The sequence below is a fragment of the Pseudomonas sp. FG29 genome (genome assembly GCF_057809355.1).
Genome location: NZ_JBMDJU010000039.1, coordinates 1 through 25,652 on the forward strand (window position 1 = coordinate 1; position 25,652 = coordinate 25,652).

Sequence of the window (25,652 nt, forward strand, 5' to 3'; positions counted from 1 at the left end):
ACCCGCCGCATCGAGGGTGGCGGGTTGCACCCGCCCTACGTGCCTTCGTGTGCCGTGTAGGGTGGGCTTTAGCCCACCACGGCTCATGGCGCCATCTGCACCGAAGCGAAATTCTGCCGGCCAAACGGGCTGACCTTGTACCCCTCGACCTTGCTGCTGAGCAGCGCGAACGCCGTCGGATGAGCCAGCGGCAGCCACAGCGCCTGCTGCTGAATGATCGTCTGGGCGTCATGATAGAGGCGGCTGCGTTCGGCCTGGTCGCTGCTGGTCTTGCCCTCTGCGATCAGCTTGTCCAGCGCCGGGTCGCAGTAGCGCGCGAAGTTCAGCCCGGACTGCACCGAAGCGCAGGCGAACTGCGGGGTGAGGAAGTTATCCGGGTCGCCATTGTCACCGGCCCAGCCCATGAACAGCAGGTCATGCTCGCCGGCCTTGGCGCGGCGGATCAACTCGCCCCATTCGATTACGCGAATCTCGGCGTCGATGCCGACCTTGGCCAGATCCGCCTGGAGCAACTGCGCGCCGAGACTGGGGTTGGGGTTGAGCAGGCTGCCGCTTGGCCGTGTCCAGATGGTGGTCTTAAAACCATCCTTCAGGCCCGCTTCGGCCAGCAGGGTGCGGGCTTTTGCCGGGTCATGGGCATAACCGGGGAGATCCTTGGCGTAGCCCCAGGTATTGGGGGGGTAAGGGCCGTTGGCCGGCTCGGCGCTGCCTTCGAATACTGCTTTGACGTAGCTGGCCTTGTCGAATGCCAGGTTGATCGCCTGGCGCACCTGCGGCTTGTCCAGCGGTGGGTGCTGGCTGTTGATGCCGACGAAGGCGGTCATGAACGCGGCGGTCTGCGCACTCTTGAGTTTGCCGTCGCCGGCGATGGTCTGTACGTCCTGCGGCTTGGGTGACAGCGCGATCTGGCACTCGCCACGGCGCAGTTTCTGCAGGCGCACATTACTGTCCGGGGTGATGGCGAAGACCACCTTGTCCATGGCGGGTTTGCCAGCGAAGTAGTCGGCGTTGGCGCTGTAGCGCACCACGGCATCCTTCTGGAAACGCTCGAAGACGAAGGGGCCGCTGCCGATGGGCGCGCTGTTGAGTTTTTCCGGGGTGCCTGCCTTGAGCAGCTGCTCTGCGTACTCGGCCGGATAAATAGAAGCGAAGCCCATGCTCAGGGTGGCGAGGAAGGTCGCGTCGCGGCGGGTCAGGGTGATGCGCACATGCTGGGGATCGACTGCCTCGACCTTGGCGATCAGGCTCGGCCACTGCATCGACTGCGCATGCGGGTAGCCGCTGGCGGCAACCTTGTGCCATGGATGCTGGGGATCGAGCATGCGCTCGAAGCTGAACAGTACGTCCTGGGCATTCAGGTTGCGGCTGGGGGTGAAGTCGGCGCTGTGGTGGAACCGTACGTCGTCGCGCAACTGGAAGTCGTAGACCAGGCCGTCCTCAGAAACCGACCAGCTACGCGCCAGGCTTGGCAGCAGCTTGCCCTGTTCGGCATCGAACTCCACCAGGCGGTTCATCAGCATATCGGCCGAGGCATTGGTGGTGGTCAGCGAGTTGTACTGCACCACATCGAAGCCATCCGGGCTGGCCTCGGTGCAGACGGCGAGCGTGGCGGCCTGGCTCAGCAATGGAGCGCAGAACAGCGTGGCGAGTAGCAGGCGCATGGTCGATTCCTCATCTTTATAGGCGATGGCAGCACGGATGAACCCTAGTCGATTTGCTCGGCGCTGAATACCATTTGCAGGCGACGAGCGGTCGTGCCCGAGCAAGGCCCCGGGCTTGCGGCGCCTGGCCGGTCGGCTTGGATGGCGTGTTGTTTTATCCTGCGTTTTTCCTTGTTGCGTCCAGGGGTTTCTGGTATAAAGCAGCGCTCTTTTCTAGGGGCCCGGTTCTTGCGCTATTCAGTGCGCCCGGTAAGACCCTCGAGAAACGCGGCGCTGAGCGCCAATGACATTGAGTTTAAGCGGCCAACCCATGCCGGGTTGGGCATGTGGTTTTAGAGGGCTGAGGCATGTCGAGAGTCTGTCAAGTTACCGGTAAGGGTCCGGTAACCGGGAACAACATTTCCCACGCAAACAACAAAACCCGTCGTCGTTTCCTGCCGAACCTGCAGCATCACCGCTTCTGGGTTGAGTCGGAGAAGCGCTTCGTACGTCTGCGCGTATCTGCCAAGGGCATGCGTGTCATCGACAAGCGTGGCATCGATGTAGTGCTGGCTGAGCTGCGCGCTCGCGGCGAAAAGGTTTAAGGAGAGAGTCATGCGTGAACTGATCCGTTTGGTGTCCAGCGCCGGTACCGGCCACTTCTACACCACCGACAAGAACAAGCGCACTACTCCCGACAAGATCGAGATCAAGAAGTACGATCCTGTCGTGCGTAAGCACGTGATCTACAAGGAAGCCAAGATCAAGTAATTGATCGGCCTTTCTTCGAGAGAGCCCGCCTTCTGGCGGGCTTTTTCATTTCTGCCTGCGGCAATTCGTCCGATTCATTCCGCGCGTTGCCTGCGCCGAGCCGGCTGACTCGACGACAGGCGCCGGTTAGACTGCGCGCCTGACCTGAAACTGACGCCTCGTACAGCTTTCGCAGCGACACTGCGCCTGGTCGGGCAAATTCCCTTTCGTTACCGACCCGAGAGCTGCATGAGCGCTTCAGCCCATCCCGTGGAAGTCCTGATTGCCGAGGCTGATCCCTGGACATCCAACCTGCTGCAGCAACTGGTGCTGGACGTGCGTGGCGATGCGCGCGTGCTGCAGGTCAGCGATGGCCAGGCTGCGCTGGCGCGTTGCAAGCGGCGCTTGCCGGATCTGGTGATCGCCGACGGCGAGCTGCCCGGGCTCGATGGCCTGGAGTTGCTGCGTCAGTTGCGGCGCCATCCGCGTACCCCGGCCTTGCCGTTCGTGCTGATCAGCGGACGCCTGGATGCCAAGAGCGTCAAGGCGGCGCGGCCGCTGGCGCCCAGCGTCTACCTGGCCAAGCCCTTCAATGCCGAAAGCCTGCGCCTGCGTTTGCAGGGCCTGTTGCCTGAACGCAGTGCGGCGCAGGCCACGCGGGCGCCCTTGCTGGTCAGCGATCTCGACGAGTACCTCGACAGCGTGCGCGAGGAGGGGCAGGGTGCGCCCTTGCTCAGCGATGTCCGCATGGCGGTGAGCCAGGGTTTGCAGTCCGGCGAGCAGGATCTGGGCGAGCTGGAGGCGGTCTTCGCGCGCGACCCGCAGATTACCGCCACGCTGATTGCTGCCGCCGGGGCGGCCGCGCAGCATCAGGGTGCGCCCTGTCAGACGCTCAGCCAGGCACTGCATCGCCTGGGCATCTCGCGCACGCTCAACCTGGTGCTGGGGCTGGCTCTGCAGCGCAGTGGTCAGTTGCGTGATCCGCGCCTGGCCGAGCTGGCTGCCGTCACCCTGCAGCAGGCGCAGCGTAGCGCCGAGCTGGCGCGTTGGCTGGCGCTGGAGCTGCGTCTGGACGCCGAGCTTTGCTACACCGCCGGACTGCTGCACAACATCGGTGAGCTGGCGCTGCTGCGTAGCCTGCAGGAGTGGCTGGATGCCGGCGGCGAGTTGAGTAACGAGCGGCTCGACCAGGCCCTGCGCCAGCGCGCGGCCAGTTTCGGTTCGGCGTTGCGTATCCGCTGGCGGCTGCCGTTCGGCTTGCGTGAGCTGATCGCGGCCTTTTATGGCCTGGGCCGTGGGGTCTACTCGCGTGAGGCGCTGGTGCTCAACCTGAGCAGTTGCCTGCTTGCCCTGCCGGCCCATGAGGCGCCGCAGTCGCTGGCCGAAGAGCGCTGCGTGCGCCTGCTGCGCCTCGACGACAGCCTGTTCGAGCGGCTGCCGACGGCCTTGTATCAAGCCTGCTGAGGGGCATCGGCCAGCAGCGCCAGGGGTTGTGGCTTGCCGACGTGATAACCCTGCGCGTAGTCGACGCCGAGTTGGCGCAGGCACTCCAGGCTTTCTGGCGTCTCGACGAACTCCGCCACGGTGCAAAGCCCCAGTTGCTCGGCAATCTGCTGCATGGAGCCGACCATCGCCTGGTTGATCGGATCCTGCTCGATGCCTAGAATGAAGCTGCCGTCGATCTTCAGGATATCCAGCGGCAGGTGGCGCAGGTAGGCGTAGGAGGCGAAGCCGCTGCCAAAGTCGTCCAGTGCCACTTTCAGTCCCTGGCCGCGTAGCTCGTCGATCCATTTGGCGGAAACGCCCAGTTCGCCGAGGGCGACCATTTCGGTCACTTCGATGCACAGCTTGCTGGCGGGCAGGCCGTGATGCTGCAGGGTCTCGTGCAGCAAGCGGTGGAAGCCCTGGTCGAGTAACGATTCGGCGCTCAGGTTGACGTTGACCTGAGCCAGATTGGCGAGATGCCGAGGATTGTTCGCCAGCCAGGCGCACAGATGCTCGATCACCCAGCGGTCGATGGCACCGAGAAAACCGTAGCGTGCCGCTGCATCGAGAAATTGCAGCGGGCTGATCCACTCGCCGCTGTGCGGGTCGCGGTAGCGCAGCAGTACCTCGTAATGCAGGCCGTCGGCCTGCGCCTGCAACGGCATGACGGGTTGCTGGAACAGCTCGAAATGACCGCGCTCGGTCGCTTCGCGCAGACGTGTGATCCACTGCAGCTGGCGCTGATGTTCGAGCAGCGCGCCGTCGGCCGGGTTGAACTGCTGGACGCGATTGCGCCCCTGATGCTTGGCCAGTTGTGCCGCGCTGCTGGCCCAGTTCAGGGCGGTTTCCCAATCGCGTACGCCCGAGTCGAGGGCCAGCAGGCCGATGCTGGCGTGCAGGCGGAACGGGCGATTCTCCCAGGTGAAGATGAACTGCTCGACATTGCGCCGCAGCCGCTCGGCCTGTTCCAGGGCCGCGGCGTCGTCTGCCTCGCGCAGCAGGATGGCGAATTCATCACCGCCGATACGGGCAAGCTCGGCATGGCGCGGCAATGCACGGCCCAACTGGTTGGCCAGCTGGCGCAACAACTGATCGCCGGCCAGGTGCCCGCAGAGGTCGTTGACCTGCTTGAAGCGATCCAGGCCCAGGCACAGCAGGTGGCTGAAATGCACGCCAGCGCGACCACTGAGGGTGCCGGACAACAGGCGCTCCAGTTCGCGGCGGTTGTAAATCCCGGTCAGGGCATCATGGGCGGCCAGGTGCTGCAGGCGTTCTTCCAGGGCGCGGCGCTCGCTGAGGTCGACGACGATGCCCTCGATGCTGTCCTGTGTCTCTTGCTGATGCAGCGACAGGTATACCCAGTGCGTGCGCGCCTGCAGGTCGCGCAACTGGCATTCACGGCTGACGGTGCCGTCGCCTGTCTCCATGCCGGCAAGCAATTCGGCCCAGGTGTCTTCGCCGAGCAGCGCTTGCAGTGGCTGAGTCAGCAAGCGGGCGCTGTCGCCGCCGAGCATACGCGTCAGACTCGGGTTGGCTTCGAGCAGGTGGCCGTCGCGACTGCAACGAAAGATGCCTTCGCCGCTGTGGCGGAACAGCGCCTGATACTGCTCGAGATTGTCGATGGCCTGAGTTTGGGTGGTCAGCAGGGCACGGCGTACCTGCTCCAGTTGTTTGTCCAGCAAGGCGCCGAACATCAACATGCTCAGCACCGGTAGCGAGGCATGGAGATTGTGCAGGCCCGGAGGCATGGGCAACAGGCCGTTGCGGCTCAGCGGTAGCAACAGCATCAGCAGCAGGACCGCGCTCCAGCACAGCAGGTAGCCCAGTGCATAAGGCCGGCGCATGCGTATGGCGAATGTCAGCAGGGCCAGTTGATAGACACCGGTCATCAGGATCAGCAGGTTGAGCACGCGGTAGGTCTGTGGGTGATCGCTTAACTGGCCACCCACGCACACCAGCAAGATGGCGGCGAACAGTGGCTCGCGTACCCAGCGCAGGCGACGCATCGGCACCTGCAGGGCGCTGGCGAGAAACAGTGAGCTGAAGATCAGCATGCCTGCTGTGGGCAGGTTGACCAGAACGCGTGACAGACCGGGCTGGTCGCCCGCCACCAGGCCGACCACGCCGTACAGGCTGGCGTTATAGGCGGCCGCACACAGAGCGGTGAGGCTGAAATAGGCCAGTTGCGCTTCGCGCAGGGTGCTGTAGCGAATCAGGTAGAACAGCGCCAGGCCCAGCAGGGCGCCGACCAGCAGGCCGCTGCGCAACCAGCTCTGGCCGATCATCGCGGGGCTGCGTTCGGCGTTGACCAGTTGCAATGGCAGGTCGATCGAGGAATGGCTGCTCACGCGCAGCAGCAGGGTATAGGGGTGGTCTGCTTGCAGGTGTGGCAAGGCGAGCATGAATTGCGGATAGGGCTCGCCGCGCTCGTTGAAGGGTTGTCGATTGCCGCTGCGCAGCGAGCCAATCGGGTGTTCGCCATCGAACAACCACAGGTCGAGGTTGTCCAGAAACGGGGTTGCGACGATCAACTGTACCGCCTCGTCGGTCGGCAGGCTCACCTGCATGGCCTGCCACCAGGTGCTGGTTGAATAGCCGATGCGCGCGTTGCCTGTGATGGGCTGGCCGCGCGCGATCAGTGCCGGCAGCGCCTCGTCGGCGGTGAGCGTGGACTGCGGATCTTCGAGCAGCAGGCTGTGATCGAGCGCGAAGGGCTCGGTGAGAAACTCACGGGTTGGCTGATGCAGGGGCAGGCGCGATTCTGCCCAGGTCGGCCAGGCACCGATCAGACAAAGTAACAGCAGCAGCGGGGAAAAACAGCGAGCCATCGACGGCGCCTCAGGGATCACTACGAGGGCGCCATTCGGAAAGGGCGCTCGGGGATTTTAGTCGAGTGCTGGCAAAATCATTGCGCGGCGTGTCTCAACCCCTCCGTGTACTGACGAATGACGTTCATCGCCGCTGTGCCTGCAGCAGGGCTTGCGAGCATGGGATCATCGCGACATGCTCGCCAGGCCATCTTACTGCAGGCCAGGTTCGGTACTGCAGAAGTGCCTGCCATTGCGAGGGAATGAAGAGTGTTAGATGAGTGACTACGACCTGATTCTGGCGGGGGCCGGGCATGCCCATCTCGGTGTGCTGCGGCGCTGGGCGCTGGTGGCACGCCCTCAGGGACGCATCGCCCTGGTCAATTCTGCGCCGCATGCCTGGTACAGCGGACGTCTGCCAGGGTTGGTCGCCGGGCACTGCGCCGAAGATGCCTGCCGAATCGCGCTGCAACCGCTGTGTCGGGCTGCCAAGGTCGAACTGATCGAGTGCGCCATCGACGGCTTGCAGGCCGACAGTCGCACCTTGCACCTGGCCGACGGCCGCACGCTGCAGGCGCAGTGGCTATCGCTGGATGTCGGTGCCGGCCTGCTGCCGCCGCCAAAGACAGGCGATGCCATGCAGGTACTGGCCGCGCGGCCCATCGATGAGTTCCTGGCCGGCTGGCGCGCCTGGCAGCAAGAGCCGAGACGCCTGGCCATCCTCGGTGGTACGCCGAGCAGCGTCGAGCTCGCGTTGGCCATTGCCGGGCAGGTGCCCAATCTGGCCCTGTTCTGCGGCGGGCCGCTGCTGCCGGGGCAATCGCTTGGGCTGCGCCTGCGTGCGCTGGGCTACTTGCGTCTGCGCGGCGTGCAGGTGCGTGAACATTGTCCGATAGGACGCATCGAGGACGATTGGCTGCTCAGCGGCGATGAGCCGGTCTGGCGTGGGCGACGTCTGCTACTTGGCAGTGGCGCGCGAGCCTGGCCGTGGTTGCGCGCCTCGGGGTTGGCCTGTGATGCCGAGGGTTTCGTGGCCATCCACGACAGCCTGCAGAGCCTGTCGCACCCGCAGATTTTCGCCGTCGGCGAGTGCGCCACGTTGCTCGACGTGCCACGCAGCCTCAGTCGCTCCTCGCGCCAGGGGCGGGTGCTGGCGGGCAACCTGCAGGCCGCCCTGCAGAACCAGCCACTGCGCCTGTATCGGGCGCCACGCCAGGGGCTTACGCTGCTGGCCACCGGTGATGGTGGTGCCTTGCTCGATTGGCGCGGCTGGAGTGCCGATGGTCAGTTCTATGGGCGTTGTAAGGACTGGCTCGATCAGCGCTTCGTGCGCCGTCATCACCTCGCTGGATAGCGGTGGTGTCGTACCCGAGTACGGGGTAGGCTGCGACCAAAGTGTGATGGCACCCGTGCTGGCCGGATGGTCGAATCGAGCGTTACCTGACCGTCGCCCGTTTTGGGACTCTCGCCGGTTAGCCGCCAATCGCCTAGCCTGCCTTGTGGGCGCGGCGAGATGATCAAGGAGGTCGTCCATGCCACCGTCCGCTCTCAGCGCGTCGCCGCGCGCAAGAACAAGAATCGCGAGGTCGGTCATGCAAGCTGCGTTTGTCCGTTCCCCCTTCACCTGTGCGCTGCATGCGCTGGGGCTGGCCGCCCTGATGGTGGCCTACCAGTCGATGCAGTTGCCGCTGTACATCAGCGTACCGTCCTTCATGATCCTGGCCCTGTGGCCCTGGCTGGGGCCCTGGCAGCGACGTGACGAAGGCGATGCGCTCGTCAGGCCCTCACCGGGCGGTAGCGATTTCGTCGAGTTGAGCCGTGGCCTGTCGCGCCATACCTGCCACAATGCCCTGTCCGCCGCGCGCGTGGCGCATGCCGTGCAACACCTGGCCGGGCGCCTGCAGACGCAGTTGGCTGCCGTGGAGCAGGTCAGCGAGGCGGCCGAAGCCATCACCTTCACCGAGCAGGACAGCGCCCAGCGCGCCGAGCAGACCCTGGCCGCCGCACAGCACGTGCGTGCCGCCAGCAGCAGCGGCCAGGCCGAATTGACCCAGGCCATCGCCCGCATGCAGCAGCTCAGCGAGCAGACCCTGGCCAGCCGTGAGCTGATCGACGGCCTGGGCAGCCGGACCGAGCAGATCGAGCAGGTTACCCAGGTGATCCAGTCCATCGCCAGCCAGACCAACCTGCTGGCGCTCAACGCGGCCATCGAGGCGGCGCGCGCGGGCGAGATGGGCCGCGGCTTTGCCGTGGTCGCCGACGAGGTTCGCAATCTGGCCGCCCGCACCGCCAGTGCGACCGAGGAAGTCAGCCAGATGGTCGCCGATATTCGCCAGCAGAGCGCGGCGGTGGTCAGCCATATCCAGCGCCAGAGCAGCGAGCTGGAACAGGCGGCGCGGCAGATCGAGCGTGCTGGCGAGCAACTGCACGGCATCGCCGATCAGGCCGAGGAGGTGGAGCAGCAGGTGGCGCAGATCAGTGCCGGGACGGCGGATAACCACCAGCGCCTGGCCAGCCTGTCGGCGGCGGCCCTGCAGTTGCGTGACGACGTGCAGGGCAGCGAGGGGCAGACGCGGCAGTTGGCAGGCGCTGCCGAGCAACTGGTCGGGCAGGCCGAGACGGTCAGCGAGCAACTCGCCGAGGTTGGCCTGGACGACTATCACCAGCGCATCTATGACCTGGCCCGTGAGGGTGCGGCGGCGATTGCCGCACAGTTCGAGGCGGATCTCTCTGCCGGGCGCATCGCGCTCGACGATCTGTTCGACCGCAACTATCAACCGATTGCCGGTACCCAGCCGCAGAAGTACCGCACCCGCTTCGACCAGTATGCCGATCAGGTGCTACCGGGGTTACAGGAGCCGCTGCTCAAGCGCCACGAGGGACTGGTGTTCGCCATCACCACCACGCCCGAAGGTTATGTGCCGACCCACAACCAGGCGTTCAACCACCCGCCGAGCGGCGACCCGGCGGTCGACGCCACGCGCAGCCGCGGCAAGCGTCTGTTCAATGATCGCACCGGCATCCGCTGTGGCAGTCACCGCCAGGCCCTGTTGCTGCAGACCTACATGCGCGATACCGGCGAGCTGATGCATGACCTCTCGGTGCCGATCCTGGTGCGGGGGCGGCATTGGGGCGGCCTGCGTCTGGGCTATAAGCCCGAGCCCTGAGCGGCTCAGTCGATGAAGCGCACCTGGCCGTTCTCCAGCGCGGCCACACGGGCCAGCGATTCGACGCGGTAGCCCTCGCTTTCCAGCAGGGCGCGGCCGTTCTGGAAGGACTTCTCGATGACGATGCCAATGCCTGCGATCTGCGCGCCGGCCTGCTGGATCAGGTCGATCAGCGCCTTGGCCGCGTGGCCGTTGGCGAGGAAGTCGTCGATCACCAGCACCTTGTCGCGCGCGGTCAGGTGGCGGGCGGAGATGGCGATGGTGCTTTCGGTCTGCTTGGTGAAGGAGAACACCTTGGAGATCAGCAGGTCGTCCTTGAGCGTCAGTGACTGGAACTTGCGCGCGAAGATCACCGGGATGCCCAGCTCCAGACCGGCCATGACCGCCGGTGCGATACCGGAGGCTTCGATGGTGACGATCTTGGTGATGCCCTGATCGGCGAAGCGCTGGGCGAATTCGTGACCGATCTGCTGCATCAGCTCCGGGTCGATCTGGTGGTTTAGAAAGGCGTCGACCTTCAATACCTGCTCGGACAGGACGATGCCTTCCTCGCGAATCTTCTGTTTCAGCGCTTGCACGCGGGGTTCCTCTTGAGGTGAACGTAGCCCGGATGCAATCCGGGACGGTTTCCCCGGATTGCATCCGGGCTACGGTGTCGCTTGTTCGGTATCTGCCATCCGCTGCGGGCCATCGCTGCGCGATGTTAAAAATGACTCCCAGTCATTTTTTACGGCCTGCCATCCCTGGCTGCCGCCCTTCGTGCCGTCGCTGCGCGACGTTAAAAATAGCTCCCGGCTATTTTTTCAGCATGGCGCGCATGTTGGCTAGCGCGTCGTTGCCACGGGCGGTCTTGACCTCCGTTGGGGCTTCTTCCAGGCCTTCCCAGACCAGGTCTTCGGGTGGCAGCTCATCGAGGAAGCGACTCGGCGAGCAGTCGATCACTTCGCCATATTGCTTGCGCTTGGCAGCGAAGGTCAGCGCCAGGTTGCGTTTGGCGCGGGTGATGCCGACGTAGGCCAGGCGCCGCTCTTCCTCGATGGTGTCGGCCTCGATGCTGGAGCGGTGCGGCAGTATCTCTTCCTCGAAGCCGATGATGTACACCGAGGGGAATTCCAGGCCCTTGGAGGCGTGCATGGTCATCATCTGCACGCCTTCGGCGCCTTCTTCCTCTTCCTGCTGGCGCTCGAGCATGTCACGCAGCACCAGCTTGCCGATGGCGTCCTCGATGGTCATGTCGCCGTCTTCGTCGCGTTCCAGCGTGCTTTTCAGCGCCTCGACGAGGAACCAGACGTTGCCCATGCGCGCCTCGGCCACCTTGTCGCTGGAGGCGTTCTGCCGCAGCCAGTTCTCGTAGTCGATGTCCATCACCATGCTGCGGATGGCGGCGATCGGGTCGTTCTGCGCGCACTCCTGGCGCACACGATCCATCCACTTGGTGAAGCGCTGCAGGCGCTCGGTGAAGCGCGCGTCGAGGTGCTCGCCGAGGCCGATTTCACCGGCGGCGGCGTACATGCTGATCTTGCGCTCGCTGGCGTAGTTGCCGAGCTTTTCCAGGGTGGTCGAGCCGATCTCACGGCGCGGCACGTTGATCACCCGCAGGAAGGCGTTGTCGTCGTCCGGGTTGACCAGCAGGCGGAAGTAGCTCATCAGATCCTTCACCTCCTGGCGGGCGAAGAAGCTGGTGCCGCCGGACAGGCGATAGGGAATCTGGTGGTGCTGCAGTTTCAGCTCCATCAGCTTGGCCTGGTAGTTACCCCGGTAGAGGATGGCGAAATCGCTATACGGGCGCTGGGTGCGCAGGTGCTCGGTGAGAATTTCCAGCGCCACCCGTTCGCACTCGGCGTCCTCGTTGCGGGTGCGGATCACGCGGATCTCGTCGCCGTGGCCCATCTCCGACCACAGCTGCTTCTCGAACACGTGCGGGTTGTTGGCGATCAGCACGTTGGCGCATTTGAGGATGCGGCTGGTGGAGCGGTAGTTCTGCTCCAGCATCACCACCTTCAGCGAGGGGTAATCCTCTTTCAGCAGCATCAGGTTTTCCGGGCGCGCGCCACGCCAGGCGTAGATCGACTGGTCATCGTCACCGACCACGGTGAACTGGTTGCGCATGCCCACCAGCATTTTCACCAGCAGGTACTGGCTGGCGTTGGTGTCCTGGTATTCGTCGACGAGCAGGTAGCGGATGCGGTTCTGCCACTTCTCGAGGATGTCGGCGTGCTCCTGGAACAGCTTGACCGGCAGCAGGATCAGGTCGTTGAAGTCCACCGCGTTGTACGCCTTGAGCGTGCGCTGGTAGTGCAGGTAGACGATGGCGGCGGTCTGCTCCTTGGGCCCGCGGGCATTGGCCAGGGCGTCGTCGGGCAGGATCAGGTCGTTCTTCCAGCTGTCGATGTAGTTCTTGATCTCGTCGGCACCGTCATCGCCGGAATACTCCTTCTGCATGATGTCGGTGAGTAGCGCCTTGATGTCGCCGTCATCGAAGATCGAGAAGCCGGGTTTGTAGCCCAGGCGCGCGTATTCCTTGCGGATGATGTTCATGCCCAGGTTGTGGAAGGTCGACACGGTCAGGCCGCGTGCTTCGCTGCCCTTGAGCAGGGTGCCGACGCGCTCCTTCATCTCGCGCGCGGCCTTGTTGGTGAAGGTCATGGCGACGATGTGCTGGGCGCGGATGCCGCAGTTCTGCACCAGATGGGCGATCTTGCGCGTGATCACGCTGGTCTTGCCGGAACCCGCGCCGGCCAGCACCAGAAGGGGGCCGCCGACGTAGTTCACGGCTTCTTGCTGCCGGGGATTGAGTCGGGACATGGGATCGCTTGCAGGAAAAATGGGCCGCGCATTCTAACAGGCCTGAGGTTTTCTGCCGCGACCGTCTGGAACTGTGGCCTGGCGCACGCAATGCGACATCGTTGCGCTTGGTTATTTATCCGATTGCAGTACCCTCAAGGGACTTGCCGGTTTTTTGGCAATACCTCAGGATGTACGCCACATTTCACACGGATGTCCTTGATTAGACGTCGATTAAGACGCGACCAGGCGATCAGAAGTCGCCATCATTCTTGTGTTTTGGGGGAGGTTGCTTGTCCACGCCCATCGAACCCGTACGCTTGGTATTGCTGGCGGATACGCCAGAGTGGGCCGAGCTGCTGCGTGAGCACCTGAGCGCACTGAACAGCCAGTCGCCATTGATCACCGCGCCCTCCTGGGAGGCGGCCAGCAATCTGTTCGATGATGCCGTGGATGGCCTGCTGCTGGCCACGCCCGAGCACCTGCCCGATCCCACCCGTTGCCCCTTGCCCGTGGTGCTGTTGCTCGATGCCGAGCCGCAGCACCTGCCCGTCGGCGTCAGCGACTGGCTGGTGCGTGACAGCCTGACTCTGGATACCCTGCGCCGCTGCCTGCGCTATGCCCGCGAGCAGGGCAATCTCAAGCACACCCTGCAGCGCCTGGCCGAACAGGATCCGCTGACCGGGATCGCCAATCGCCAGGGCCTGCTGACCCTGCTTGCCGCGCGCCTGAGCGAATGCGCCGGGCGTGGCCTGGTGCTCGGTCACCTCGACCTGGACAACTTCCGCCATGCCAACGACGCCCTCGGCTACCAGGGGGGCGACCGCCTGATCCTGCAGGTGGTGGCGCGGCTCAAGGCACTGCTGCAGCCCGGCGATCACCTGGCACGGCTGGGCAGCGACGAGTTCGCCCTGCTGCTCGACGTACGCCGTGACCCGCAGCGGGCTGAGCGTCTGGCCGAGCAGGTCACCGAGTCGCTGTCCGAGCCTTACTGGGTCGATGGCGAAAGTCTGCTCATCGGCTGCAGCCTCGGCCTGGCCCATGCCCGCGCCGGCGAAGGTGCCGATCCGCTGTTGTGGCATGCGCACAGCGCCATGCAGCAGGCCAAGGCCCATGCCGGCTGCGTCTTCCATATCTACGATGAGCGCTTCAACCGCAGCGCGCGCCGCCAGGCTGACCTGGAGAGCGAGCTGCGCCGCGCCCTGCGCCGGGACGAGCTGGAGCTGCACTATCAGCCGCGGCTGTGCCTGGAGAGCGGCCGCATCGTCGGCCTGGAAGCCCTGGTGCGCTGGCAGCATCCCGAGCGTGGCCTGCTGGCGCCCAGTGAGTTCGTGCCCCTGGCCGAGGAAACCGGGCTGATTGTGCCGCTCGGCTACTGGGTGATCGCCCGCGCCCTGCGCGACATGCAGTGGCTGCTCGGGCGTGGTTTGCCGGCCCTGCACATGGCGATCAACCTGTCGTTTCGTCAGTTTCTCGACAGCCAGTTGCTGTCGACGCTGGCGCGCCTGATCGAAGACCGTGGCGTGGACGCGCAATGGCTGGAATTCGAGCTGACCGAAACCGCCGTCATGCGCCGCAGCGATCAGGTGCAGCAGACCATGCTGGCCCTGGGGCGGCTGGGGGTGCGCTTCTCCCTGGACGACTTCGGCACCGGTTTTTCCTCCTTCGTGCACCTCAACAGCCTGCCCATCGCCCTGCTGAAGATCGACAAGAGCTTCGTCGCTGGCATGGGTGAGCGCGCCGAGAACCGCCAGTTGGTAAAGGCGATGATCAATCTGGCGCACAACCTCAACCTCGAGGTGGTGGCCGAGGGGGTGGAGAACATCGAGCAACTGAACATGCTGCGCCAGTACGGCTGCAATCAGGTGCAGGGCTATCTGATCAGCAAGCCCGTGCCGCTCGCAGAGCTGGCGCGCTTTCTGGTATTCGGCATGCGTCAGCCGCTGTTCGGTGGCAGCGCGTAGCCGCAAGCGACTCAGGTGCGGCCCCGGATTGCATCCGGGCTACGCCAGGCAGGCTTTTTCCTCGGGGGCTTTCGGTCGTTGCAGGCGCGCCGTTTTCCACTGGAAGCCCAGCACCAGCCCACTGGCTGTCACTGCCAGCCCGGCGGCCAGGCCCCACCATACGCCCTGTGCCCCCCAGCCCAGCACGAAGCCCAGCAGCCAGGCCAACGGTGCGCCCACGCACCAGTAGCCGGCCAGGCCGATCACCAGGGTCAGGCGCCCGTCGTTCAGGCCACGGATCGCGCCCATGGCGATGCTCTGCAGGCCGTCGAACAGTTCGAACCAGGCGGCGATTGCCAGCAGGCTCACCGCCAGGGTGATGATCTCGGCGAAAGCCGGGTCGCTGCGGTCGAGGAACAGGCCGATGATCCACTCCGGCAATAGCCAGAACAGCAAGGCGAACAGCAGCATCAGCCCCGCACCGAGCAGCATGCCCAGGTGCCCACTCAGGCGCGACAGCGGCAGCCGCCCGGCGCCGTAATGCAGGCCGACGCGGAAGGTTACGGCGTAGGACAGCCCCTGCGGCACGATGAACGCCAGCGCGACGGTCTGCATGGCGATCTGATGAGCCGCCAACTGCACGCTGCCCAGTGCGCCCATGCACAGCGTGGCGAAGGTGAACAGACCTTGCTCGGCCGCATAGGTGCCACCGATGGGCAGGCCCAGGCGCAGCAGCGCGCGCATGTCCGCCTGCTGTGGGCGACCGAGGCGCAGTGCGTAGCGGCGGTAGGTAGGCGCGGCGCGGATATACAGGGCCAGCGCCAGGGCCATGCCGCTGCTGACCAGGGCAGTGGTCGTGCCGATGCCGCTCAGGCCCAGTTCGGGCAGGCCGAACCAGCCCTGGATCAATGCGTAATTGATGACGAAGTTGGCGACGGTGCCGACGATGCTGATCGCCATGACTGGGCCGGGATGGCCGATGGCGCTGGTGAAACCGCGTAGCGCCATGAAGCACAGGTAGCCGGGCAGTGCCAGCGACAGCGGATGCAGGAAGGCCATGGCCTGGCTGGCGGCGCTCGGTTCCTGGCCTAGATAGGGCAGCAGTGGCCCCAGACCATTGAGGCACAGGGCGCTGATGCCGCCCAGCAGCAGGGCCAGCCACAGGCCATTCTGGATCAGCCGGGAGACGCCCGCCGCGTCGTCGGCGCCATGGCGGATGGCGACCAGGCTGCCCACGGCGGCGATCACGCCGGTGCAGAAGATCGAGAAGATGAAGTAGCAGGTCGCACCCAGCGCACCGCCAGCCAACTGCTGTGGGCCGAGCATGGCCATCATCAGGGTATCGGTGAAGATCATCAGCGCATGGGCCAGTTGCGCGGAAATCAGCGGGCCGGCCAGGCGCAGCAGCGCCCGCAGTTCGTGTCCAGGGGAAAGCGTCATGATGAGTCAAACTTCGGCAGGAGAAATCTCGCCAGATTCTCGGGTGAGAGTGGATGCGCTCCATTCTCTGGCTTGAGTTAATTCCTCACAAAAGGAAAATAGCCATGGCTACATTCTAAAAACTCATGGATTGCCTCGATGAATCGACGCCTGCCTCCGCTCTATGCCCTGCGCGCCTTCGAAGCTGCCGCGCGGCATGCCTCCTTCACCCGCGCGGCTGAGGAACTGGCCATTACCCAAAGTGCAGTGAGCCGGCACATTCGCACCCTGGAGGAACACTTCGACTGCCGCCTGTTCGAGCGTCATGGGCGCAGCCTGCAGTTGAGCGAACAGGCGCGCGCCCTGTTGCCCGGCGTCAGCGAAGGCTTCGACAGCCTGGCGCGTGCGTGCGCAATCCTGCAGACCGACGATGGCGTTTTGCGCCTGAAAGCGCCCACGACGCTGACCGTGCGCTGGCTGCTGGCGCGGCTCTCGCACTATCGCCTGGCGCATGCCGATGCCGAGGTGCAACTGACCAGCGCCTGGATGGATGTGGACAAGGTGGATTTCCGCCAGGAACCCTTCGACTGTGCGGTGTTGCTGTCGGATGGCAACTTTTCCGACGAATGGGAGAGCACCCTGTTGTTCGAGGAGTGGCTGATCCCGGTGTGCAGCGCGACAGACGCGGCGGACGGGCCCTGGTCGTTGGCGCGGCTGCAGGCCACGGAACAGCTCCATCCCACCGTGGATCGCCGCGACTGGCGGCGCTGGCTGCACGCTACAGGTCTGAGCGAAGCCGTGCCGCTGAAGAGTGGGCAGATGTTCGACATGCTGGAGCTGGGCATCGTCGCCGCCTCCCGTGGCTACGGCGTGTCGATTGGCGATCTGCTGATGGTCGCCGAGGATGTGGCCCTCGGGCGCCTCGGTTTGCCCTGGCCGACCGCCGTATTCAGTGGCGAGAGCTACTATCTGGTATGGCCGCGTGCGCATCGTGCTCAGGGGCGCCTGCGGCGCTTGCGTGATTACCTGCTGGCTGAGGTGCAGGCTGTGGTTTTGCCGGCGGTCGAGTGCGTGCATTAATCGGTCACGACATTTTGATAAAAAATGATGGCCATTTGGCGCTTTGTTATTGACTGAGCTAAACACTCAAGTACTCTCGCGCGCTTTCGCCGAGTCATAGGACGACCAGGCCTGGTATCGATATTGCGTCGGTCATCCGCCCATTGCCAGCGTATGACAGTCTTGGAGCCCATCATGAACCCGCCTCGTTCCCGTATAGCCCTGCAACTGGCCGCTGCGCTTGCGCTGATGCTGGTACTGCTGATCAGTCTGAGCACCCTGTTCGCCCTGCGTTCGCTGAACGAGGCCAACCTCGCCACGCGTGCCAAGCACCTGGGCAGCGAGGCCAGCCTGCTGGCCGACCAACTGGAAACCTTCCACGGCAGCCTGCGTGACAGCACCCAGCGTCTGGCTGGGCTGTTCGAGCAACGCTTCAGCCAGGGCGTGCGTGTGCAGGCGGATGAGCGTGTTGCGGTAGGCAGTCTGCAGACGCCCGCGCTGTATCTCGGCGACAACCGCCTCAACAATGACTTCTCCGAAGTGGACGATTTCAAACGCATGACCGCCGGTGTGGCCACCGTGTTCGTGCGTGATGGTGACGAGTTCATTCGTATCACCACCTCCCTGACCAAGCAGGATGGCACCCGCGCATTGGGTACCGCACTCGATCATCTGCACCCGGCCTACCAGCGTCTGCTGGCCGGGCAGGGCTATGTGGGCAAGGCTCTGTTGTTCGATCGTTATTACATGACTCAGTACACCCCGGTGCGTGACGCTGGCGGCAAGGTCATCGCCGTGCTTTTCGTCGGCTTCGACTACACCGACGCGCAGAACCTGCAATTGCGCAAACTGACTGAGTTCCGCATCGGCAGCACCGGTTCCCTGGCGCTGCTGGACGAGCAGGGCAAGTGGCTGGTCAAACCCGCCGGTGCAGGCGCCCTGGACAGCCTGCCCAGCGAGCTGAGCGCGCTGATCACGCGGGCTGGCGAGGGCGGCTTCTGGCATGACGGCCAGCAGGACTTCTACAGTGTCGCCAGGCCTTTTGCCGGTGGCCCCTGGACGGTGCTGGCGAGCATGCCGCGCGAAGAGATCCAGGCGGTGACCTGGAGTGTCGGTACCCAACTCGCCATCGGTAGCGCCATCACCCTGCTGCTGGCAGTGATCGCCGTGGTCTGGCTGTTGCGGCGCAAGCTGCGTCCGCTGGAGGATCTGGTGCAGCAGGCGCATGCGCTCGGTGCCGGCGACCTCAGCGTGCGCCTGGCGCTGTCCAGTGATGACGAGATCGGCATGCTGGCGCGCAGCTTCAACCAGATGGGCGAGGCCCTGTCGACCATGGTGGCGCGCATTCGCCATGCCGCGCAGGACGTCAGCGCTCGCGCACAAACGTTGTCGTCCCTGTCTCACGAGGCTTACCAGGGCATCGACCAGCAGTCTGGCGAGATCAGCAGCATGGCCGGCGCGGTTGAAGAGTTCAGCGCCACTTCGCAGGATATCGCCGACAACATGCGCGATACCGAGCGCCTGGCCAGCGAGAACGCGCAGCAGACCCGAGTCGGCCGCACCTCCATGGATCAGGCTTCCGAAGCCCTGGTACAGATCGCCGAGGCGCTGAACGAAACCTCACGGGTGATCGACGGCCTGGGCCAGCGCTCGCAGGAAATCGGCGGCATCGTCAGCGTGATCACCTCCATCGCCGACCAGACCAACCTGCTGGCGCTGAACGCCGCCATCGAGGCAGCGCGGGCTGGCGAGCAGGGCCGGGGGTTTGCCGTAGTCGCAGACGAGGTGCGCAATCTGGCCGGTCGTACTCGCGAGGCGACCAACGAGATCTCCGCGATGATCAGCAGCATCCAGAGCGAAACCAGCAGCGCCATTGCCACCATGGAGCAGGGTCGGCAATTGATGCAGGAAGGCCTCGAACGCAATTCCAAGGTCGCCGCCGCGCTGGCGCAGATCACTGAGCGCAGCAGCGCCGCCGGCGAGCAGTTTGCCGTGATCACCACGGCGACCCAGGAGCAGAGCCGCACCGCCACCGTGCTCAGCGGCAATCTGCAGAATATCGCCCATGCCAACGGCGAGCAGCGCGAAGTGGTGGCCAACCTGGCGCAGACCGCCAGCGCACTGGATCAGGTCGCCGCGCAGCTACGTCAGGAAGTCGAGCGCTTCCACTAAGCCTTAGCTCAGACTGGGGCGGTATTGCAGTGCCTCGGCCAGGTGCTGACGGGCAATGGCGTCGGTGCCCTCCAGGTCGGCCAGGGTACGCGCCACCTTGAGCACGCGATGGGCGGCGCGCAGGGATAGGCCCAGGCGTTCGCAGGCGCCCTCCAGCCACTGGCGATCGATGTCCGGCAGATGGCAGTGCTGGCGCAGGCCGGGTAGGTCAAGAAAGGCATTGGCCACGCCCTGGCGCTGCAGTTGCCGTTCACGTGCCTGCGCCACCTTAGCGGCGGCCTCGGCTGTGCTTTCGCCATTTTGCGGCGCTGCATTCAGAGCCGTTGTTTCGCGCGCCACGGTCAGGTGCAGGTCGATGCGATCAAGCAGTGGCCCGGAGAGCTTGGCGCGGTAGCGCTGGATCTGATCCGGCGTGCAGCGACAGCGGTTGCTGGGGTCGCCCAGATAGCCGCACGGGCAGGGATTCATCGCTGCGACGAGCTGAAAACGCGCAGGAAAACGAACCCGGTCACGGGCTCTGGCAATCACGATATGGCCGCTTTCCAGTGGCTCACGCAAGACTTCCAGCACCTTGCGGTCGAACTCCGGTAGCTCATCGAGAAACAGGATGCCCTGGTGCGCCAGGGTAATTTCCCCCGGTTGCGGGCGACTGCCGCCACCGACCAGCGCCGGCCCGGATGCACTATGGTGGGGCGTGCGAAAGGGGCGTTGTGGCCAATGCTGCAATGGCGTGTGGCTGGCAACGGAATGAATCGCCGCGACCTGTAGCGCTTCGTCCTCTTCCAGCGCTGGCAGCAAGCCCGGCAGACGGCTGGCCAGCAGCGTCTTGCCGGTGCCGGGTGGGCCGCTGAGCAACAGATTGTGCGAGCCCGCCGCTGCCACCAGCAGGGCGCGTTTGGCGGCGAGTTGTCCTTGAACTTCTGCCAGGTCGGGGTAGGGCAAGCTCTGCCGGAGCAGGCCTTTGGCTGCATAAGGCTGCAGCGGCTGGCTGCCGTTGAGATGGCCAGCCACCTGCAGCAGATGCTCGACGGCGATGATTTTCAGGCCGGAGGCCAGGCTGGCTTCCTCGGCATTGGCCAGCGGCACCAGCAAGGTGCGCCCGGCCTCGCGTGCAGCCAGCGCCGCAGGTAACGCGCCCTGTACTGGACGCAGCGCGCCGGAAAGTGCCAGCTCGCCCAGGCATTCGTACTCGTCCAGCGTATCGGCGGGTATCTGGCCGCTGGCTGCGAGAATGCCCAGGGCAATGGCGAGGTCGAAACGCCCGCCATCCTTGGGAAGGTCAGCTGGTGCCAGGTTGAGGGTGATACGGCGATTCGGGAAATCGAAGGCGGAATTGAGGATGGCGCTGCGCACGCGATCCTTGCTTTCCTTCACCGCCGTTTCCGGCAGCCCCACCAGGGTCAGTGCCGGCAGGCCGTTGGCCAGGTGGGCTTCGACGGTGACGGCCGGTGCTTCGACGCCGACCTGTGCGCGGCTGTGGACGATGGCCAGGGACATGATCGCTCCTTGATCAAGTGGGGGGCAGTGCCTGTAGTAACGGCTGCGGTCGCGAAGCCTGTTCGCGGCTGAAGCCGCTCCTACACCATAACCTTAGTCTGCGGCGGTGAGCTTGGCTTCCAGCTCGGCGACCTTGGCCTCGAGCGCTTCCAGGCGGGCGCGGGTGCGGGCCAGTACCACCATCTGGCTGTCGAATTCCTCGCGGCTGACCAGATCCAGTTTGCTGAAACCGCTTTGCAGCAGGGCCTTGAACTGGGCTTCAAGCTCGGCGCGGGGCAGCGGACTGTCACCACTGAACAGGCGCGAGGCGTGGCTACTGAGGGTGTCGAGCAGGGCTTTGGGCGGCAGCATGGTCGGGTTCCAGATCGAGATGGCCGGCAGTGTAGCACGTGACCTGAATGGGGACTGGCGGTGCGGCTTTGCACGCTTTTTGAGCGACTGGAACAGGCCGTGTGCGCGCTTTTGGTGCGCACATCAGGGCGCGCTTCCCTGGGAAAAGCCCTTTTGCTTGCTCAAGCGCTTGATAAACGGTCTTTTTTTCGAGCTGGCAAGCTTTCTGCTTAACCCCTGATGACGCATGCACCGATGCAGTACCGGAGCGTCAGGCGAAGCGGGGGAGTGTTTCGTCGGGAGCGGTTGATGGGTATCGGCCAGGCCCGGTTGGGGCGGTCGGTGCATTACAAAAGCCGGACACTGCGCTTAGACTTGCGACGGGCCGAAAATTCCTGGGGCAAGTCCACCTAACACGGGAGAAAGTTTCATGAAGCTAGTCACTGCCATCATCAAGCCGTTCAAGCTGGACGACGTACGCGAGTCGCTGTCGGAAATCGGCGTGCAAGGCATCACCGTTACCGAGGTCAAGGGCTTCGGTCGTCAGAAGGGCCATACCGAGCTGTACCGTGGCGCCGAATACGTCGTCGACTTCCTGCCCAAGGTGAAGATCGACGTCGCCATCGCCGACGATCAACTCGATCGCGTGATCGAGGCCATCACCAAGGCAGCCAACACCGGCAAGATCGGTGACGGCAAGATCTTCGTGGTCAACCTGGAGCAGGCGATTCGTATCCGTACCGGCGAAACCGATACCGACGCGATCTAAGCCCAGCGCCCTACCCCCAGAATCGTCCCAGGAGTTAAATCATGACTCTGCGAAAAATCGCAGGGCTTGGAGCCCTTTTGTCCCTGCTTTCCCCGGGTCTGGCCATGGCCGCGGAAACGACGCTGAATTCCGGTGACACAGCCTGGATGCTGACTGCCACCGCGTTGGTTCTGTTCATGACCATCCCGGGCCTGGCCCTGTTCTACGCCGGCATGGTGCGTTCGAAGAACGTCCTGTCGGTGATGATGCAGTGCTTCGCCATCACCGGCCTGATCAGCATTCTTTGGGTGATCTACGGCTACAGCCTGGCGTTCGACACCACCGGCATGGAGAAGGGTGTCACCAACCTCCATTCCTTCGTGGGTGGCCTGGACAAGGCCTTCCTTAGTGGTCTGACTGTCGACAGCCTGGTCAGCGCCTTCCCCGAGAGCATCTTCGTCACCTTCCAGATGACCTTCGCCATCATCACCCCGGCGCTGATCGTCGGTGCCTTCGCCGAGCGCATGAAGTTCTCCGCGATGCTGGTATTCATGGGCGTCTGGTTCACCCTGGTGTATGCCCCGATCTGCCACATGGTCTGGTCCGGTGACGGTGCCTTCCTGTGGGATGAAGGCGTGCTGGACTTCGCCGGTGGCACCGTGGTGCATATCAACGCCGGTATCGCCGGCCTGGTTGCCTGCCTGGTTCTGGGCAAGCGCAAGGGCTTCCCGACCACGCCGATGGCGCCGCACAACCTGGGCTACACCCTGGTCGGTGCTGCCATGCTGTGGATCGGCTGGTTCGGCTTCAACGCCGGTTCCGCAGTTGCCGCCAACGGCACCGCCGGCATGGCCATGCTGGTCACTCAGATCGCCACCGCTGCTGCGGCGCTGGGCTGGATGTTCGCCGAGTGGCTGACCCACGGTAAGCCAAGCGCACTGGGTATCGCCTCGGGCGTGGTCGCCGGTCTGGTCGCCATCACTCCGGCCGCAGGTACTGCAGGCCCCATGGGCGCCCTGGCCATCGGCCTAGCGGCTGGCGTGATCTGCTTCTTCTGCGCCACCAGCCTCAAGCGCAAGCTGGGCTACGACGACTCCCTGGACGCCTTCGGCGTGCACGGTGTTGGCGGTATCGTCGGCGCCATCCTCACCGGTGTGTTCGCTGCACCGGCCCTGGGTGGTTTCGGCACCGTCGAAGACATCGGTGCGCAGGTCTGGACCCAGTTCGTCGGTGTGCTGTTCACCGTCGTCTACACCGGCATTGTCACCTTCGTGATTCTCAAGGTGATCGATGTGGTGATGGGGCTGCGTGTCAGCGAAGAGGAAGAGACTGTCGGTCTCGACCTGGCTCAGCACAACGAGCGCGGTTACATCCTGTAAGTGGCTGAGGCCTGCCGCACTCTGGCAGGCCTTCACATGGAGCGCGCCCGGCGCCAACCCGGGCGTCTCTACCGAAGAGCGCATGCATAAGCGCGCCGGCAAGAGGTGAACAATGGACAACACAGCATTGACTGCATTGCAGTACGGCTTCGACACCTTCTACTTTCTGATCTGTGGTGCGCTGGTGATGTGGATGGCGGCAGGTTTCGCCATGCTCGAATCCGGCCTGGTGCGTGCCAAGAACACCACCGAGATCCTGACCAAGAACATCGCCCTCTACGCGGTTGCCAGCGTCATGTACCTGGTGATCGGCTACCACATCATGTACTCCAGCCCCGAGGGCGGCATCCTGCCGAGCCTGGGGTTCCTGATCGGTGACGAGAACACTGTCGAGGCTGTCCTGGCCGGTGGCGACGATGCCCCGTACTACTCGGCTCGTTCGGACTTCTTCTTCCAGGTGGTGTTCGCTGCCACCTGCATGTCGATCGTCTCCGGTGCCGTGGCCGAACGCATGAAGCTGTGGGCCTTCCTGGCCTTCGCCGTGGTCATGACCGGCTTCATCTACCCGGTGCAGGGTTTCTGGAAATGGGGTTCGGGCTTCCTCAACTCCGCCGGCTTCCTCGATTTCGCCGGTTCGGGCGTAGTGCACATGGCGGGTGCCTCGGCTGCTCTGGCTGGCGTGCTGCTGCTGGGGGCGCGTAAAGGCAAGTACGGCGCCAATGGCCAGGTCAACGCCATTCCGGGCTGCAACCTGCCGCTGGCGACTCTCGGCACCTTCATCCTGTGGATGGGCTGGTTCGGCTTCAACGGTGGCTCGCAGTTGAAGATGAGCACCATCGAAGACGCCAACGCCGTGGCTCAGGTGTTCACCAACACCAACATGGCCGCTGCCGGTGGCCTGATCGCGGCACTGATCGTGGCCCGCATCCTGTTCGGCAAGGCCGACCTGACCATGGCACTGAACGGTGCGCTGGCTGGCCTGGTGGCCATCACCGCCGAGCCGCTGACCCCGAGCGCGCTGCAGGCGACGCTGATCGGTGGTGTCGGTGGCGTGCTGGTGGTGTTCTCCATCCTCGGCCTGGACAAGCTCAAGCTTGACGACCCGGTCGGTGCCATCTCCGTGCACGGTGTGGTCGGTATCTGGGGCCTGTTGGCCGTCTGCCTGACCAACAACGACGCCTCGCTGGGCGCTCAGTTGCTCGGTATCGGCTGCATCTTCGCCTGGGTGTTCATCGCCAGCCTGATCGTCTGGAGCATCCTCAAGGCGGTGATGGGCCTGCGCGTCAGCGAAGAAGAGGAATACGAGGGGGTGGACATCGCCGAATGCGGCATGGAAGCCTACCCGGAGTTCACTGGCAAGAAGTAAGCGCCGGTGGAAAAAACAAGGGCGCCTTTCGGCGCCCTTTGTTTTTTCTGACAGCACGCTAGAATGCGCGCGCCGAAGCCTGGGAGATGTGCCATGTGGATACAGCGCACCCTCGAACTGTCGCCGCGCAGCCGCGGTTTTCATCTGGTGACCGATGAGGTCGTTGGACGATTGCCTGAACTGGCGCAGATGCGTGTGGGTCTGTTGCACCTGTGGTTGCAGCACACCTCGGCGTCGCTGACGGTCAACGAGAACGCCGACCCGGCCGTACGCCGCGATTTCGAGCGTTTCTTCAACCGTCTCGCGCCGCAAGGCGAGGCGGGCTACGAACACGATTACGAAGGGCCGGACGATTTGCCGGCGCACTTCAAAGGCAGCCTGCTGGGCTTTCAGCTACAGCTGCCGATACAGGATGGACGCCTGGCGTTGGGCACGTGGCAGGGCATCTATCTCGGCGAACATCGCGACCATGGCGGTGCGCGCCGGGTGCTGGCGACGCTGCACGGTGAGGTGATTTGAATTTTTTCTGGCTGGGCAGTGAAGGCTGCGTAGCTGGTCTATAACTAACCTGCTTTTCGCAAGTCATGAGGTTGAACATGAGCGACGAAGACCTGGAACAAGATGATCTGGAAGCCTCCGACGAGGATGACGGTGAGGAGCTGGCGGCAGCCGATGACGGCGACGCTGGTGATGATGGCGGCGACGGTGAAGTCGTAGCGCCTGGCAAGAAGAGCAAGGCCAAGGCCGTCGAGGTCGACGAGCTGCCCAGCATCGAGGCTAAGCAGAAGGAACGTGATGCCCTGGCGCGCGCCATGGAAGAGTTCCTCGCGCGTGGTGGCAAGGTGCAGGAGGTGGAGCCCAACGTGGTCGCCGACCCACCCAAGAAGCCTGACAGCAAATACGGCAGCCGCCCCATCTGAGGACGGCTCGCTATAAGAAACCCGCCTGCATGGCGGGTTTTTTATGGTTCTTTGTGGAGTCTTGGGAAAGTCCGTCTTGATACTGGTAAGTTTGTTTCTGGACGCCGCTGCGGTGTGTGCAGAAACTCCCGGTTTCGCCCCCTCGGGCGACTCACTTTTCTTTGAAGTGCGCAAAGAAAAGTAAGC

General features: G+C 64.2%; 20 protein-coding genes. 13 read left to right on the forward strand and 7 right to left on the reverse strand.

The window, feature by feature from the left end:
* Positions 1–83: 83 nt before the first annotated feature.
* On the reverse strand, positions 84–1,661 hold the full coding sequence (locus ACODS1_RS23125) for an ABC transporter substrate-binding protein (RefSeq protein WP_489087484.1): 1,578 nt from the start codon (positions 1,659–1,661) through the stop codon (positions 84–86).
* Between the two features lie 347 nt (positions 1,662–2,008).
* Here ACODS1_RS23125 and rpmB point away from each other — a divergent pair, with 347 nt between their 5' ends.
* From rpmB to ACODS1_RS23140, 3 genes are all read left to right on the forward strand, one after another.
* Positions 2,009–2,245 (forward strand): 50S ribosomal protein L28, encoded by a 237-nt coding sequence (gene rpmB / locus ACODS1_RS23130; protein ID WP_003242523.1) that lies wholly within the window; start codon positions 2,009–2,011, stop codon positions 2,243–2,245.
* Between the two features lie 10 nt (positions 2,246–2,255).
* A complete protein-coding gene (gene rpmG / locus ACODS1_RS23135; RefSeq protein WP_012703270.1) occupies positions 2,256–2,411 on the forward strand; it encodes a 50S ribosomal protein L33 in 156 nt (51 codons plus the stop codon).
* A gap of 228 nt (positions 2,412–2,639) precedes the next feature.
* A complete protein-coding gene (locus tag ACODS1_RS23140; RefSeq protein WP_489087485.1) occupies positions 2,640–3,854 on the forward strand; it encodes an HDOD domain-containing protein in 1,215 nt (404 codons plus the stop codon).
* Here ACODS1_RS23140 and ACODS1_RS23145 read toward each other — a convergent pair.
* Positions 3,842–6,703, reverse strand: coding sequence for an EAL domain-containing protein (locus tag ACODS1_RS23145; RefSeq protein ID WP_489087486.1), 2,862 nt, complete (start codon positions 6,701–6,703; stop codon positions 3,842–3,844). The genes ACODS1_RS23140 and ACODS1_RS23145 overlap by 13 nt on opposite strands.
* Before the next feature lie 256 nt (positions 6,704–6,959).
* Between ACODS1_RS23145 and ACODS1_RS23150 the strand changes: the two genes are divergently transcribed.
* On the forward strand, positions 6,960–8,036 hold the full coding sequence (locus tag ACODS1_RS23150; protein ID WP_489087487.1) for an FAD-dependent oxidoreductase: 1,077 nt from the start codon (positions 6,960–6,962) through the stop codon (positions 8,034–8,036).
* Positions 8,037–8,394: 358 nt separating this feature from the next.
* The gene (locus ACODS1_RS23155) at positions 8,395–9,849 is read left to right on the forward strand and encodes a methyl-accepting chemotaxis protein (protein ID WP_489087498.1); all 1,455 of its coding nucleotides are present in this window, start codon (positions 8,395–8,397) and stop codon (positions 9,847–9,849) included.
* 5 nt (positions 9,850–9,854) lie between these two features.
* On the opposite strand, the gene ACODS1_RS23160 is transcribed toward ACODS1_RS23155, so the two are convergent.
* Together ACODS1_RS23160 and rep are read right to left on the reverse strand one after the other, a co-directional pair.
* Complete coding sequence (locus ACODS1_RS23160) at positions 9,855–10,427, reverse strand: xanthine phosphoribosyltransferase (protein WP_489087488.1); 573 nt, start codon at positions 10,425–10,427, stop codon at positions 9,855–9,857.
* 217 nt (positions 10,428–10,644) lie between these two features.
* Complete coding sequence (gene rep / locus ACODS1_RS23165) at positions 10,645–12,654, reverse strand: DNA helicase Rep (RefSeq protein ID WP_489087489.1); 2,010 nt, start codon at positions 12,652–12,654, stop codon at positions 10,645–10,647.
* Between the two features lie 272 nt (positions 12,655–12,926).
* Between rep and ACODS1_RS23170 the strand changes: the two genes are divergently transcribed.
* On the forward strand, positions 12,927–14,597 hold the full coding sequence (locus tag ACODS1_RS23170) for a putative bifunctional diguanylate cyclase/phosphodiesterase (RefSeq protein ID WP_322981786.1): 1,671 nt from the start codon (positions 12,927–12,929) through the stop codon (positions 14,595–14,597).
* Positions 14,598–14,636: 39 nt separating this feature from the next.
* On the opposite strand, the gene ACODS1_RS23175 is transcribed toward ACODS1_RS23170, so the two are convergent.
* A complete protein-coding gene (locus ACODS1_RS23175; RefSeq protein ID WP_489087490.1) occupies positions 14,637–16,016 on the reverse strand; it encodes a NorM family multidrug efflux MATE transporter in 1,380 nt (459 codons plus the stop codon).
* Positions 16,017–16,154: 138 nt separating this feature from the next.
* Here ACODS1_RS23175 and ACODS1_RS23180 point away from each other — a divergent pair, with 138 nt between their 5' ends.
* Together ACODS1_RS23180 and ACODS1_RS23185 are read left to right on the forward strand one after the other, a co-directional pair.
* Positions 16,155–17,075 carry a LysR substrate-binding domain-containing protein gene (locus ACODS1_RS23180; RefSeq protein WP_489087491.1) on the forward strand — a complete coding sequence of 307 codons (921 nt, stop codon included), beginning with the start codon at positions 16,155–16,157 and terminating at the stop codon, positions 17,073–17,075.
* Positions 17,076–17,249: 174 nt separating this feature from the next.
* Positions 17,250–19,226: a methyl-accepting chemotaxis protein gene (locus tag ACODS1_RS23185; protein WP_489087492.1), complete on the forward strand. Its 1,977-nt coding sequence runs from the start codon at positions 17,250–17,252 to the stop codon at positions 19,224–19,226.
* 3 nt (positions 19,227–19,229) lie between these two features.
* Here the strand turns inward: ACODS1_RS23185 and ACODS1_RS23190 are convergent, their stop codons facing one another.
* On the reverse strand, positions 19,230–20,723 hold the full coding sequence (locus tag ACODS1_RS23190; protein WP_489087493.1) for a YifB family Mg chelatase-like AAA ATPase: 1,494 nt from the start codon (positions 20,721–20,723) through the stop codon (positions 19,230–19,232).
* Positions 20,724–20,816: 93 nt separating this feature from the next.
* Positions 20,817–21,074, reverse strand: coding sequence for an accessory factor UbiK family protein (locus ACODS1_RS23195; protein WP_099524737.1), 258 nt, complete (start codon positions 21,072–21,074; stop codon positions 20,817–20,819).
* A gap of 409 nt (positions 21,075–21,483) precedes the next feature.
* Between ACODS1_RS23195 and glnK the strand changes: the two genes are divergently transcribed.
* The 5 genes from glnK (at position 21,484) to sutA (ending at position 25,466) form a co-directional block, all read left to right on the forward strand.
* Positions 21,484–21,822 carry a P-II family nitrogen regulator gene (glnK, locus tag ACODS1_RS23200; protein ID WP_003096476.1) on the forward strand — a complete coding sequence of 113 codons (339 nt, stop codon included), beginning with the start codon at positions 21,484–21,486 and terminating at the stop codon, positions 21,820–21,822.
* Between the two features lie 41 nt (positions 21,823–21,863).
* The gene (locus ACODS1_RS23205; RefSeq protein ID WP_489087494.1) at positions 21,864–23,180 is read left to right on the forward strand and encodes an ammonium transporter; all 1,317 of its coding nucleotides are present in this window, start codon (positions 21,864–21,866) and stop codon (positions 23,178–23,180) included.
* 112 nt (positions 23,181–23,292) lie between these two features.
* On the forward strand, positions 23,293–24,546 hold the full coding sequence (locus ACODS1_RS23210) for an ammonium transporter (protein ID WP_489087495.1): 1,254 nt from the start codon (positions 23,293–23,295) through the stop codon (positions 24,544–24,546).
* A 93-nt stretch (positions 24,547–24,639) separates the two neighbouring features.
* A complete protein-coding gene (locus ACODS1_RS23215; protein WP_489087496.1) occupies positions 24,640–25,065 on the forward strand; it encodes a secondary thiamine-phosphate synthase enzyme YjbQ in 426 nt (141 codons plus the stop codon).
* Positions 25,066–25,142: 77 nt separating this feature from the next.
* Positions 25,143–25,466: a transcriptional regulator SutA gene (gene sutA, locus ACODS1_RS23220; RefSeq protein WP_489087497.1), complete on the forward strand. Its 324-nt coding sequence runs from the start codon at positions 25,143–25,145 to the stop codon at positions 25,464–25,466.
* Positions 25,467–25,652 lie beyond the last annotated feature (186 nt).